10 protein-coding genes and 1 tRNA gene are annotated in these 13,810 nt (G+C 39.9%); all 11 read right to left on the bottom strand.

Features of this window, described 5'->3' with window-relative positions; genetic code table 11:
- Positions 1 to 19: 19 nt before the first annotated feature.
- The 11 genes from hypB to serC all read right to left on the bottom strand — a co-directional run bounded on the left by hypB (position 20) and on the right by serC (position 13,747).
- Positions 20 to 688: a hydrogenase nickel incorporation protein HypB gene (gene hypB, locus G631_RS0100220; protein ID WP_026487704.1), complete on the bottom strand. Its 669-nt coding sequence runs from the start codon at positions 686 to 688 to the stop codon at positions 20 to 22.
- Between the two features lie 2 nt (positions 689 to 690).
- The gene (locus G631_RS0100215) at positions 691 to 1,809 is read right to left on the bottom strand and encodes a DUF5692 family protein (RefSeq protein WP_026487703.1); all 1,119 of its coding nucleotides are present in this window, start codon (positions 1,807 to 1,809) and stop codon (positions 691 to 693) included.
- Positions 1,810 to 2,066: 257 nt separating this feature from the next.
- Positions 2,067 to 3,629: a coproporphyrinogen dehydrogenase HemZ gene (gene hemZ / locus G631_RS0100210; RefSeq protein ID WP_026487702.1), complete on the bottom strand. Its 1,563-nt coding sequence runs from the start codon at positions 3,627 to 3,629 to the stop codon at positions 2,067 to 2,069.
- A gap of 137 nt (positions 3,630 to 3,766) precedes the next feature.
- The gene (locus tag G631_RS0100205) at positions 3,767 to 4,429 is read right to left on the bottom strand and encodes an MBL fold metallo-hydrolase (RefSeq protein ID WP_026487701.1); all 663 of its coding nucleotides are present in this window, start codon (positions 4,427 to 4,429) and stop codon (positions 3,767 to 3,769) included.
- A 16-nt stretch (positions 4,430 to 4,445) separates the two neighbouring features.
- Positions 4,446 to 6,728 carry a RelA/SpoT family protein gene (locus G631_RS0100200; RefSeq protein ID WP_026487700.1) on the bottom strand — a complete coding sequence of 761 codons (2,283 nt, stop codon included), beginning with the start codon at positions 6,726 to 6,728 and terminating at the stop codon, positions 4,446 to 4,448.
- Between the two features lie 4 nt (positions 6,729 to 6,732).
- A complete protein-coding gene (locus tag G631_RS0100195) occupies positions 6,733 to 7,257 on the bottom strand; it encodes an adenine phosphoribosyltransferase (RefSeq protein ID WP_026487699.1) in 525 nt (174 codons plus the stop codon).
- Between the two features lie 100 nt (positions 7,258 to 7,357).
- Positions 7,358 to 7,430 (bottom strand) — tRNA-Thr (locus G631_RS0100190).
- Positions 7,431 to 7,536: 106 nt separating this feature from the next.
- Positions 7,537 to 10,044 (bottom strand): 1,4-alpha-glucan branching protein GlgB, encoded by a 2,508-nt coding sequence (glgB, locus tag G631_RS17490; RefSeq protein ID WP_051196657.1) that lies wholly within the window; start codon positions 10,042 to 10,044, stop codon positions 7,537 to 7,539.
- Between the two features lie 38 nt (positions 10,045 to 10,082).
- Entirely contained in the window at positions 10,083 to 11,333 is a 1,251-nt protein-coding gene (locus tag G631_RS0100180; protein WP_026487698.1) for a DUF1015 domain-containing protein, read from the bottom strand.
- Positions 11,334 to 11,455: 122 nt separating this feature from the next.
- Complete coding sequence (locus G631_RS0100175; RefSeq protein WP_026487697.1) at positions 11,456 to 12,625, bottom strand: phosphoglycerate dehydrogenase; 1,170 nt, start codon at positions 12,623 to 12,625, stop codon at positions 11,456 to 11,458.
- Positions 12,626 to 12,667: 42 nt separating this feature from the next.
- Positions 12,668 to 13,747, bottom strand: coding sequence for a 3-phosphoserine/phosphohydroxythreonine transaminase (serC, locus tag G631_RS0100170; RefSeq protein WP_026487696.1), 1,080 nt, complete (start codon positions 13,745 to 13,747; stop codon positions 12,668 to 12,670).
- Positions 13,748 to 13,810 lie beyond the last annotated feature (63 nt).

Genomic DNA, 13,810 nt, shown 5'->3' with positions numbered 1-13,810 from the left:
GGCATCTTCTAGTCGCCTGTTATTTTATTATTTCATCAATCTGCTGTGAGAGCCAATCTGTCCACTCAGATATTCCCTCCCCAGTTTTAGCACAAATAGGGATTATCTTAGCGTTAGGATTACGCATAAGGATATATTCCTTACATTTCTCCAGATCAAAATCAAAATAAGGCATAACATCAATTTTATTTATAAGTACAACATCGCAAATAGAAAACATTAGCGGGTACTTAAGAGGTTTATCATGTCCCTCAGGAACTGATAAGATCATCGCATTCTTGATGCTACCTGTATCAAACTCTGCAGGACAAACCAGATTACCAACATTTTCAAGGATAGCGAAATCAACATCCTCTACTCCGAGTTCGTGAATTCCCTGTCTTGTCATATCTGCATCCAAGTGGCACATACCACCTGTGTGAAGCTGTATAGCCTTAACCCCTGTAGAAGCAATTGTCTTGGCATCTACATCCGAGTCAATATCAGCTTCCATAACACCTATTCTGTACTTGTCCTTAAGGGCCTCAATCGTACGTGTAAGTGTTGTTGTCTTGCCTGATCCAGGTGAAGACATAAGATTCAAAAGAAATGTCTTGGAATCTCTAAGCTCTTGTCTGAGCTTATCAGCATCCTTGTCATTACTTTCAAATATACTTCTTTTTACTTCGATGATCCTAACATTATCCATTTTTATTCAGCACGCTCCATTGCAAGTTTAAAGTCCTTGGTATCAGCAAATACTTCATTAGCATAAGGATTCTTGCCAAGCTTAACTGATCTCTTGATGATCTCAGCTATGCAGATAACATTGATTGCAATAGCAAGAATTGCAACAAATCCCTGCATTCTAGGATCTGCTGTGATACCCATTGCTGCAATTGCTTCATTAGCAGCTGCAGTCTTACCCTGGCCATTATTATAAAGCTCAATAGCCTTAGCGTAAAGGTCCATTGTTGTGATTCCGTTTGCTGTTGCTCCGCCATAAACTGAAGGAAGAGCTGCTGCAAATTTTGAACTAAGCTGGAATGCAGGAACAACCTGTGCCCACATACACCAGATAGCAAGAGTATTAGCACGGTTCTGGATCCATGCGCCCTTGTTCCAGAAAGCATTAGCAAATGTAGGAGCAAGTAAAAGGGCAACACCGCAATACCATGAATGTGTAGGAAGGTTGAGATATGTGTACTCAAAGTTCCATACATCATAAGCAATGATGAACCAAACAGTCATATCAGGCCAAAGCATATCTGCGTGGTTCTTGTCTTTTGAAGTATAAAGGTGAACACATCCTGTCATACAGAAGATGTTGATCATACCAGCGATAGCATTAACAACATTCCACCATCCACCATAGATGAATACACCCTCGTTAGATGCCCACCAAGCACCTGTAAGGTTACCAGTGATTGAATAAGCTGCAAGAGCTGACTCCATATCAGATACATTAGCAATCATGATATTTGCTGCAACGATGAGCCATGGGAACCAGGCAAACCATTTTTCTTTACCAATACCCCATTTGTACTTGATCATCATGAAGCCAACGCAGCCGATATCAGCAGCGTAGAGTTTGAAGTAGTGGAACCAACCGTCCATATAAGCAACAGTAGGGTTCTGTGCACCACCAAACATACCAAGATGTGCCAGAATGAAATAAACAGTAAGAATACATGGAATAACTACGAATACGAGCATTCCACCAGCCTTTGTTCTACGACCGATCTCGTTCATAAGAATAAGGCCACAGAAAACCAACACCCAGCCAATTAACTGCATAGCAGCATGATCGCTATAAAGTTGGAATAGCATAAAAACCTCCTTGCAATGTTGAAAAATATAGTTTGGTACAACATTGTCATATTTTTGACATTAGTATAGCATATTGCACAATTCTTTACAATATAACACGAAGTAAAGTATGCAATGTGGGGCACTATATAATTAATAAATAGTTTCCTTATTTTTAATCTTTTCTTTAATATTTGGGAATTCTTATGCAATTATCTTGTTTGCAATTAGTTGTTAAATTCATCATATATTTTCGCAATTTTGTACTGAATTATCAACTAATCAAACAAAACTTTTTTCCTTTCTATCATTTCATCAATATTATCCATATAAAGTTTGATATCTTTGACATTATCGCATCTTTCGATTCTGCCGTTGCCATAAACCCTCTTGGTTACTGTGCCTGCGCCAAGAGCTACTATGGATTGGACTTCTTCATTGATTAAAATATTATAAATTCCGGCTTTTGCTGGTCTCGCATAGCCAGTATTTTCGAAATTGCCGCTAATGTTCTTTTGTCTATATAGATAATAAGGCTCAAGTCCAAGATCGCCTGCTCCCTTTTGAGCTATCTTCATCATTTCCTCTGTATTGTTGATGGATTCCATTATCGGGACCTTGAGTTCACCCTTTAGCTCTTTTTCATGGATAACTTCTGCAAGTCTTGAACCTCTCTTTATTGCCAGAGAATGAACTGTAAGGTCATCAGGATCAAGCTTTTTGATTTCATCTATAGTGTATCTGACATCCTCTGCAGTTTCCCCGGGAAGTCCCAGAATGATGTCCATATTGATGTTATCAAAGCCCTCTTCTCTTGCCATATTAAAAGAGTCAATAAGCTGCGCAACAGTATGCCTTCGGCCAATAAGCTTTAATGTCTCATCTCTCATAGTCTGGGGATTGACTGAAATCCTTGTTACTCCCATCTTTTTCATGGCTTTTAGCTTGTCTCTGGTAATAGAATCAGGCCTTCCAGATTCCACGGTAAATTCCTTAACGTGAGAACAATCAAGTTTTTCTCTCACATAACCAATAAGCCTCTCTATCTGATGAGGTTCAAGTGTAGTTGGAGTGCCACCACCAATATAAATTGTATCAAGAGTTTTTTCCTTGAAGTTTTCTGCCACGTAGTCAATCTCTTTTTCCAGACAGGAAATATAGTCGTCCACCACCTTGCTATAAGCTCCAATAGGGTACGAAGTAAATGAACAATATAGACATGTGGTTGGGCAGAAAGGAATTCCAATATAAAGGCTATAGCCATTTTCATAGTCTATTTCCTTCAGAATATCTTTTTCTCTTCTGGCTATGCTGATACTAAGTGCAATCTTCTCATCACTAACAAAATATGTATTTTTCATGTAGTCATAGATTTCACTGTCAGACTTGCCCTTATCTATCAGATTCATGGCAATCCTAGTGGGTCTAATGCCGGTAAGATTGCCCCAGGGAAGTTCTTTTCCGGTAGCCTTTACCAAAGCCTTATAGATTGCCTTCTTTAGAGCATTTTTGCTGGTATCAAAAGTACTACTATCACCACTTGTAGAAATATTTTCGTTCTTGGAAGTGCTAAGATAGTCAATAAATTCAGCACTCTCTACAGCCTTAGGATCAATCAGGATCTTGACCTGTACTAACCCTTTGATGTACTCAGTTGTCTCTTCCTTTATAACAATATTAACTGTGGCATAAGCATCTTCAAAACCGCTCTCTTTTTCAGAAGTCTCAGTTGTCACATTTTCGCTTATTATGACTTTGACGTCTTCATTACCATGAAAAGCTTTAAAAAGCGAATGGATATCATATTGGTACTTATCAACGTTTAAAAAAATCTTTTTCATAAAATGTTCCTCGTAAATATATGATCGAATCAAAAGCAGCAAGTCTCTTACACAATAAAAAGTATAGGGACAATGATACACAATCATTGTCCCCTCACTATATATCAGTCATCTCATAAGCTAAAACTAAAAGCTAACTACCAGCCCAGTACAAATGGGTTGTATTCCTTCTCATGCTCGATTGTTGTGATTTCCCCATGTCCGGGATAAACACAAGTAGCATCTGGGAGAGTAAATAACTTGTCATTTATAGAGCGCAAAAGTTCACTTGTGGAGCTTGTAGGGAAATCTGTTCTGCCAACAGATTCTTCAAAAAGAGTATCTCCCGCAATAACAAAGCCTCCCTCTTCACAATAATAGCAGCAGCCTCCAGAGGTATGGCCCGGTGTGAATAATACTTTAAATGAAAGACCTGCAGCCTCCACAATATCTCCATCTCTATAGGTTATATCAGGATCTATCTTAAGATGCATTCCGTAATCGCCTGAAAGGTTAAGATATGGGTCCTTGCACATGGCAATTTCCTTTTCATGGCAGCCTATCTTGGCTCCTGAAAGCTTTCTGAGTGCCTCTGCTCCGCCAATATGATCAAAATGACCATGAGTAAGAAGAATAAGGTCTATAGCAAAACCTTTTTCTGTAAGAGTGTTAAAAATATAATCACCCTTATCTGCTGGATCAAATAGTACCCCATGCTTCTTGCCGTCATCAAAAGAAGCGCCCTCATCAAAGACAAAGAAGCAATTTGTTGCTACCATGCCCAAAGTCATACAAGCTATCTGAATGTTACGTTTTCCCATTAGTCTATATGTCCTTTTAACCTGTTGTTCTCTCAATGTCGATGACACTATCGATCTGTCTTATCTTATCAACAATCTCACGAAGCTGATCTCTTGAAGATACCTGGAATGATGTTTCCATTGTAGCCAGTCCCTGCTTGCTGGTTCTGGTGTTCATCGAAATGATATCAATATCCTTTTCAGAAAGAGTTCTGGAAATATCGGCAAGAAGTCCACTTCTGTTATTAGCAAAAATCTTGATAGTAGCCGCATATTTGCCACCAGATCCAGGAGTATCTGACTGCCACTTAGCCTCTATAAGTCTTGTTCTGTCTTCTTCCTGCATCTTGATAACGTTGACGCAGTCCTTTCTATGAATAGAGACACCACGACCTCTTGTGACAAATCCGCAAATATCATCACCTGGTACTGGATTACAGCACTTAGAGAATCTTACAGCCACGTCATGTACGCCCTTAACAATGATTGCATTGTCAGAACTTGAGATCTGCGGTGTCACATTGGACTCAGCAACAGCTGCAAGGACTTCCTCATCAGTGATATTTCGCTTATGTTCCTTATCACCAAGTTCCAGCATCTTATTAATGATCTGTCCCTCGCGAAGTCCTCCATGTCCTACAGCAGCTAAAATAGCGCTCCATTCACGGAAGCCGTATTTTCTTGTAATTATATCCTGATACTCAGGCTTGGTTATAGCAAAAAGATCTATTCCCTTACTCTTACAATATTCTATAAGAAGTTCACGGCCTCTAGCTATATTCTCTTCCTTGAGTTCATTTCTAAACCACTGATTGATCTTGTTCTTGGTGGAAGTAGCCTTGGCAATTGCAAGCCAGTCACGGCTAGGTCCCCTCGAATTCTGACTGGTAACAATCTCTATTCTGTCGCCATTTTGGATCTTGTAATCAATAGGAACAAGTTTACCATTGACCTTGGCTCCTATCATCTTATTACCAACAGCAGAATGAACACTATAAGCAAAATCGATAGGTGTTGAACCTGCAGGAAGGTTCTTGACTTCTCCTGTAGGTGTAAAACAGTAAACATCATCAGAAAACAGGTTCAGATCGCTCTTTAAAAGGTTCATGAATTCCTGGTTGTCAGACATGTCTTGCTGCCACTCAAGGATCTGGCGAAGCCATATGAGCTTCTCTTCCTCGCTAGTTTCAGCCTTCTTGCCATCAGATGCTTCTTTGTACTTCCAGTGAGCAGCAATACCGTATTCAGCAGCCTTATGCATGTCATAAGTTCTGATCTGAATCTCAAAAGGCTGCCCGGTCTGACCAATAAGCGTCGTATGCAGAGACTGATACATATTGGGCTTGGGCATTGCTATGTAATCCTTAAATCTTCCTGGGATAGGCTTGTACATTTCATGGATCACGCCAAGAGCAGCATAGCAATCCTTGACAGTTGATACAATTATCCTGATAGCAAAAAGATCATAGATCTGATCCAGAGTCTTATTCTGATTGCGCATCTTCTTGTAAATACTGAAGAAATGCTTGACTCTGCCATTTACTTCGCCATCAATTCCAGCGGCAAAAATAGCCTTACGAACATTCTCGCAAATGTCCTCAACATATTTTTCTCTTTCACTTTTTCTGATGGAAACTTTATCAACCAGATCATAGTAAACATCTGGCTTGAGATACTTCAAAGATAGGTCATCAAGTTCAACCTTGATCCTGCTGATACCAAGTCTACCAGCAATTGGAGAATAAATATCCAGAGTTTCCTGGGCAATCCTCTGTTGTTTCTCAGGAGGCATATGTCCAAGAGTTCTCATATTGTGCAATCTATCGGCCAGCTTGATCAGGATGACCCTGATATCCTTGGCCATAGCCAGAAACATCTTACGCAGGTTCTGAGCCTGCATATCTATCTGTTCCTGTGTCTTATTGGTATTATCTGTAGAAAGCTGCAATGCAGTCAGTTTTGTAACACCATCTACCAAAAGAGCTACATCAGCGCCGAAGTCAGCTTCTATCTCTTCCTTGGTACAGATAGTGTCTTCAACGACATCATGAAGAAGCCCTGCTGCTATGGTCTCTTTATCCATTTCCAGATCAGCAAGAATAATAGCCACGCATAGTGGGTGAATGATGTAAGGCTCACCTGATTTGCGTAGCTGGTCTTTATGGGCCTCAGCAGCCTGATTATAAGCCTTCTCAATAAGGGAAATATCATCAGATGGATGATATTTCCTAACTCTTAAGATCAGGCCCTCATATAGGGAATCAGGTGACTGAAACTCTTCAATGGCTTCAATTTTTCCATCGTCGAAATTCTGGGGCATCTAATTACTTCCCTTCATAGCTGATAGCAGCATCTAGTCTGTAATTCTTAATTCTCTCTCTTCCGTTAAGTCCCTTAAGCTCCATGAGAACTGCAACTCCAGCAACCTCACCGCCAAGCTTCTCAACAAGTTTGATCATAGCTTCAATTGTGCCACCTGTAGCCATAAGGTCATCTACAAGAAGTACCTTCTGTCCTGGCTTGATTGCATCCTTGTGAAGTTCAAGGACAGCCTTGCCGTACTCAAGGTCATACTCAACCTCGATTGTCTCGCAAGGAAGCTTACCCTTCTTACGTACAGGAACGAGTGCCTTTCCTCTGTTATAGGCAATAGGAGCACTGAAGATAAATCCTCTTGATTCAGCTCCTAAAACAACATCAAAGTCAAGGTCCTTGACCATGTTCTCCATTGTTTCAATTGCCAGGTGGAATCCATCTGGGTCCTGAAGAACAGATGTGATGTCTCTGAACATGATGCCTTTCTCTGGGAAATCAGGTATTGTTCTTACGTAATCTTTAAGTTCTTTCATTTTAATAATTCCTCTCTTATATGAAAAAATCATATTTACATTCTAATTATGAAATATAGTGAAATAATGATTCACTCTATAGTATAACACAAAAAGAAAAAGCTGGAAAAGGGACTTGAACCCTCGACCTACTGATTACGAATCAGTTGCGCTACCAACTGCGCCATTCCAGCTTGTGTCAAAACACGAATTTAATTATACATTCGCTGAAAACAATTTACAATGCAAATTTTTAGTGGCCACAAAAAATTATGGCCACTAAATATAGAATTTATAGAATTATTTATCTTTTTTCTTGGTCTGAGCCTTTTTGGTTGCAGCTTTTTTTACAGGAGCCTTGGCTGTAGAACCTTTTTTAGCTGAAGTAGTGCTCTTCTTTGCTGCCTTTTTGCCATTCTCAAGGCCTTTAACAGCTTCATCAGTAACTATACTAAAGATTCTCTCTTCTTCAATTTTTTCATATTTTTCTTCGATAGCCTTTTCCTGCTGAGCAAGTTCTTTTTCATATTTGAGCTTAAGCTCCTCAAGAAGTCTTTGCTCTTCCTGAGACTGTCTTTCTTTTAATGCTGCAAGCGCCTCTTCTCTTTCCTTTTCTTTCTTTAATTCTTCTTCCTCCTTGATAGCGCGGATTTTCTTCTCCTGCTCTGTGTAAGGAGTATAGCTGAATATTGAAAGAGAAACCGGAGCAATCCTGACCTGTATGCAATAGCTTCTACCATCAATATCTTTTCTTCTGGCCTCTATTCTGCCAGAATTAAGTATGCCACTTCCGCCATAGGATACATCATCGCTATTAAAGATTTCACTATATCTTCCATCCTCAGGCACACCTATCTCAAAATCTCTTTCTACGCCTGCCATATTGGCAACTACCAAAAGAGTTTCCTTGTCATTACTGCTCTTTCTTGCAAAAGAAACCATACACTGGTCAGAAGCCATATCATTTATCCACTCAAAACCGCTATCTGAGCTATCAAGCTGATGAAGCGCATCATGACTATAATATAGCTTATTAAGTTTGCTCAATAGATTCTCTACAAATACAGACTGGTCAACAGTCAGAGCATCCGGCTCCATATATAGATGCTTGCGGCCAGGATGAACCATCATATAGGAAAGTGCAAGCCTTAAATTAGCCATCTTTTGTGAGGAATCACCCGGCATCAGATAATACAGGCCTTCCATTCCCTTCTCAACATCTTCATGGGTGATTGCCAGCACAAATCTCTCAGTATAGCTATAGATTATGCTAAAGGTAAGTTCATCATGATGTCCACCTCTAAAGAGTGGATCATTCTCCATATAAGAAAGAAAATCCCTGGTCCAGCCATTGTTCCATTTAAAATCAAAGCCAAGGCCACCTTCGTCCACGTCCTCAGTAAGCTGAGGCCAGCAGGCTGTCTCTTTGGTAATAGTTATAACGCCTGGATTGTTTTTATGAATTATCTGATTGAGCTGCTTTAAAAACTCGAGAGCCTCTAAGTTCTCATTACCTCCATAAATATTCGGGAGCCACTCTCCAGGTTTTCTGTCATAATCAAGATAAAGGATCCTTGAAATATCAGAAGTCCTGATACCATCTACATGGAAATTCTCAATCCAGTAAAGGGCATTTGAAATAAGGAAATTGGTAACTTCTTTTCTTCCATAGTCAAATACAAGGTCCCCAGCCTTTGGAGATACACCAATCCTTGGATCTTCATACTCAAACAAAGCTCTTCCATCAAAATCGCTCAGTCCACAGGAAGACTTAGGGAAGAAGGTTGGAACCCAGTCAAGAACAACTCTGATTCCTGCATTATGACAGGCATTAACAAAGTTCATAAAATCATTAACATTGCCACTGTTATCATCAAGAGCAAAGAAATTCATGACGTGGTAGAAATGTCCCGGAATATGCTTCATTATAGGCATAAGCTCAATTGTATTAAAGCCATGGTTCTGAACATATTCAAGAATATCCGCAGTGACAACCTTCATCGAATTCTTGTCACCATGTCTGCCGACAAAAGCTTCCAGAGATATTTCACAGATTGAAAGAGCATCCTCATCAAGATCAAACTTAGTTCTTTCAGCAAGCCATTTCTCATCTGTCCAGCTGATCTGCTTAAGGTTTCTTATCACAGAAACCATACCATTTTCGCCCTTTGATTCAAAGGCAAATGGATCTGGTCTCTTATAAATTAGTCCGCTTCTAGTCTTGATTTCAAACTGGTAGCCATCGAGCTCTTTGGCTCCTGGAACAAATATCTCAAAAATACCGATAGGATCAAGCCTATGCATCTGGCAAACTCTTCCATCCCAGTTGTTGAAATCGCCAATAACACTAACTCTTGCAGCTGATGGTGCCCAAACTGCGAACTCAGTGCCATCTACGCCCCCTCTGGTCATAGGATGTGCTCCAAGCTTTTCATATATATGATAGTGAATGCCGCTGGCAAACTTGATAAAATCTTCTCTATCCATAAGTGGTCCAAAGGCATAAGGATCAACTTTTTCAGTCTCTATGCCTTCAGAATCCTTTATGATAAAGCGATACTTTATTTTTTCTACGTAAGGAATGATCACTGCAAAGAAGCCTGCTTCATCAGCAAGTTCCATCTCATATTCCTTTTTTGTATTTTCTACCCTGACCTTTATAGAATCAGCATCAGGATAAAAAGCCTGAATCAGGTAGCTGTTCCCCACCTTATGAGCCCCTAGGATTCTGTGAGGATTATCACCATCTGAGTAAATAATCTCCTCTATTTCGGGCCAGTTCATCATTTTATACAGTTTGTTGTTCACTGCATTCCCCTCCAAAATGAAAATTTTTCAAACTTCTCTTATATGATACCACGTATTGTATGAATAAATAACCCACTAAGTAGCTTAGGTTCAAACCAGGTGGACTTAGGTGGCATCAAGAGTCCCTCATCTGCAACAGCAAATAATTCGCTTATAGACGTAGGATAAAGAGAAAAAGCTATCTTCATATCCTCCCTGCATCTGCGTTCAAGTTCTTCTAAGCCTCTTATACCTCCTACAAAATCTATTCTCTTATCTGTTCTTGGATCCCCTATCCCAAGAATTGGTGAAAGAACTTCATTCTGCAGGATAGAAACATCAAGCCCCTGCACAGGATCAGTATTTTTAATACTATCTTTGGCGTTTAATCTGTACCACTTTTCATCAATAAATAGCCCAAATTCGCCCTTCTTTTGCGGTTTGACTTTATTATCAGACTCCTTAATATCAAACTTTTCAGATAATTTTTCCAGGAATTCATCTGAAGAAAGGCCGTTAAGATCCTTGACTACGCGATTATAGTCCATGATCATAAGCTCATCATCAGGGAAAAGAACTGACAAAAAATAATCCGATTGAAGTTTTCCCTTTACCTTGCCCTCCAGTTCCTTTCTTTTCATAAGGCCAACCTTAACAGCTGATGCGCAGCGGTGATGGCCATCTGCAATATAGATAGAATCTATATTCGTAAACACTCTACAGATTGTCTCTGTCTCCTCAAGGTCATCAATGATAAATATTCGATTTCTGACCCCATCCTCAGATACAAAGTCGTATACTGGCTCATCCACCTCTTTTACCTTTTCTACAAGATCTGAAATAAGGCGATTTTTCCTATAGCACAAAAATATTGGGCCTGTCTGTGCCTCGCAGGTATAAACATGGTTTATCCTGTCCTTTTCCTTGTCCTGCCTCGTGTTTTCATGCTTTTTTATTACATTATTCATATAATCATCGATAGAAGCGCAGGCAACAATTCCTGTCTGTGTCCTTCCATTCATGGTTTGTTCGTATATATAGTAGCAAGGCTTCTCATCCTGGATAAAAACCCCTTCCTGAATCTTTTCATCAAGCATCTGCCTTGCCTTGTCATATACTTCCTGAGCATACATATCCTGTTCTATTGGAAATTGTGTCTCCGGTCTATCGATAGCAAGAAAAGAATCTGGTTCTCTCTGCACCTTCTCATATGCTTCGCTCCTACTAAATACATCATAGGGAAGCGACGCCACTATTTTTGCCATTTCCTTACCTGGTCTGTATGCTTTAAAGGGTTTTATATCTGCCATATTTCCTCCAACAATCGACCTAAGGGGAATCGCTTGCAGCGGACTACTTAGGTCTGTTAATTTACGTAATAAACGGGCGGGAAATGTTTCCCACCCGCCTATTATAGCATAAACAGCATGTTTCAGACGTCTTTTCGAACGATTCTGACTCTGATGACGTCATCAATTTTTTCAATCTTACTTACTATTGCATCCTCTATCTCATCCTCAAGGTCAATAAGAGTATATGCATAGTCTCCTCTTGATTTGTTGGACATATCCTTGATGTTATATCCTGCATTTCCAAGGAAAGTAGTAAACTGACTGATCATATTTGCCACGTTTTTGTGGAATATAGCAAGACGAGGTCCCATGCATACTCCCATATCGCAGTTTGGAAGATTGACAGAATTATTGATATTTCCATTTTCAAGATAATCTTTGAGTTCCAATACAGCCTTAACTGCGCAGTTATCCTCAGATTCCTCTGTACTTGCTCCAAGATGTGGAATTACAATACAGCCATCATGCCCTGCAGTAACAGGGTTTGGGAAATCCGTTACATATTTACGGATCTTACCTGAATTGATGCCTGCAAGAATATCAACCTCATTGCACAGAATGTCTCTCGCAAGATTTATGATGATAACGCCCTTTTTCATCTTGGCAATTGCATTTGCATCAACCATTCCTTTGGTGGAATCAAGCGCAGGCACGTGGATTGTGATGATATCACATTTTGAATAGATGTCATCTACATTTGTTACGTGCTTGACATCAGAAGAAAGTCTCCATGCAGCATCGATTGAAAGGTATGGATCATAACCGTAAACTTCCATACCAAGCTGTCTCGCAGCGTTTGCAACTCTAACTCCTATAGCGCCAAGTCCAATGATACCAAGCTTCTTACCAAAAATTTCTGTTCCGGCAAACTTCTTTTTGCTCTTCTCTGTAAGCTTGGCAATATCTGGGTCTCCGGCATTAGCCTTGACCCACTCAGTTCCACCGATGATGTCACGGCTTGCAATGAGCATTGCTGCAAGCACCATCTCTTTTACACCGTTTGCATTTGCTCCAGGAGTGTTAAAAACTACAATTCCTCTCTTGGCGCAGACGTCCAGCGGAATATTGTTAACTCCAGCTCCTGCCCTTGCTATTGCAAGAAGTTTATTAGAAAAGTCCATCTCAAGCATATTTGCGCTTCTAACAAGGATTCCTTCAGCATCATCAACGTTGTCAACTGCTTCATACTGATCAGTGAAATTATTAAGACCAATCTTGGCGATTGGGTTCATGCATTTATATTTGTACATTTCCTTAGCCCCCTTATTTCTTGTCTAATTGTCAATTTAGTATCAGTTCTCTCTTTCAAACTTATCCATGAACTGAACAAGCTTCTCTACACCTTCCTGTGGCATTGCATTGTAGATACTTGCTCTCATTCCGCCAACAGTTCTGTGGCCCTTAAGGCTTACAAAACCTGCCTTTGTAGCCTCTGCAATAAACTTAGCATTTAGTTCTTCAGAATCTGTAATGAATGGAACATTCATAAGTGATCTGTCCTCTTTTCTTACAGTTCCCTTGAACATCTTGCTCTGATCAAGGTAATCATAGAGAATTTTGGCCTTAGCTTCATTTCTCTTCTTCATCTCCGACAGGCCGCCTTGCTGTTTAAGCCACTTAAATACAAGTCCGCACATGTAAATACTCCAGCAGTTAGGAGTGTTGTACAAAGATCCGTTGTCAGCCTGAGTCTTCCACTTCAGCATTGTTGGTGTATAAGATGGAACATCATCTGTAATAAGGTCTTCTCTGATAATACTGATAACAAGGCCCGCAGGTCCAACGTTTTTCTGAACCCCGCCATAGATAACGCCATACTTAGTTACATCTACCGGTTCAGACAAAAAACATGATGATACATCCGAAACAAGGATATGTCCCTTTGTGTTAGGAAGGGTCTTGAATTTAGTTCCGTAAATTGTGTTATTCTCGCAGATATAGACATAATCTGCATCTTCTGGGATATCCAAATCAGAACAATCTGGAATATATGAAAAGGTCTTGTCTGCACTGGAAGCAACCTCAATTGCCTCGCCGTACTTCTGAGCCTCCTGATATGCCTTCTTGGCCCACTGACCAGTGATTATATAAGCTGCCTTTTTATTCTTCATAAGATTCAGAGGAATAGCTGCAAACTGCTGACTTGCACCGCCTTGTAAAAAGAGAACCTTGTAATTATCAGGGATATTCATAAGCTCTCTAATGTCAGCTTCTGCTGTCTGAATTACGTTATCAAAAGTCTTGGATCTATGGCTCATCTCATTAATAGACATGCCGCATCCGTTGTAATCAAGCATTTCTGCCGCGGCCTGTTTCAATACTTCTTCTGGTAAAACTGCTGGTCCTGCTGAAAAATTGTAAACTCTAGACATTTCTAACTCCTCCTGTTATTACGTTTTATCGAATAAATACTTTTCTCGTTTAAATCGATAAAT

The organism is Butyrivibrio sp. XBB1001 (assembly GCF_000424505.1).
Taxonomy (GTDB): Bacteria; Bacillota; Clostridia; order Lachnospirales; family Lachnospiraceae; genus Butyrivibrio.
The sequence above is the reverse complement of the archived record's forward strand: the minus strand, read 5'-3'. Positions and strand labels throughout refer to the sequence as shown.

Coding starts and splice junctions, on each gene's coding strand:
- hypB (WP_026487704.1), bottom strand. CDS start 688: ATGGATAATGTTAGGATCATCGAAGTAAAAAGAAGTATATTTGAAAGT.
- G631_RS0100215 (WP_026487703.1), bottom strand. CDS start 1,809: ATGCTATTCCAACTTTATAGCGATCATGCTGCTATGCAGTTAATTGGC.
- hemZ (WP_026487702.1), bottom strand. CDS start 3,629: ATGAAAAAGATTTTTTTAAACGTTGATAAGTACCAATATGATATCCAT.
- G631_RS0100205 (WP_026487701.1), bottom strand. CDS start 4,429: ATGGGAAAACGTAACATTCAGATAGCTTGTATGACTTTGGGCATGGTA.
- G631_RS0100200 (WP_026487700.1), bottom strand. CDS start 6,728: ATGCCCCAGAATTTCGACGATGGAAAAATTGAAGCCATTGAAGAGTTT.
- G631_RS0100195 (WP_026487699.1), bottom strand. CDS start 7,257: ATGAAAGAACTTAAAGATTACGTAAGAACAATACCTGATTTCCCAGAG.
- G631_RS0100180 (WP_026487698.1), bottom strand. CDS start 11,333: ATGGCAGATATAAAACCCTTTAAAGCATACAGACCAGGTAAGGAAATG.
- G631_RS0100175 (WP_026487697.1), bottom strand. CDS start 12,625: ATGTACAAATATAAATGCATGAACCCAATCGCCAAGATTGGTCTTAAT.
- serC (WP_026487696.1), bottom strand. CDS start 13,747: ATGTCTAGAGTTTACAATTTTTCAGCAGGACCAGCAGTTTTACCAGAA.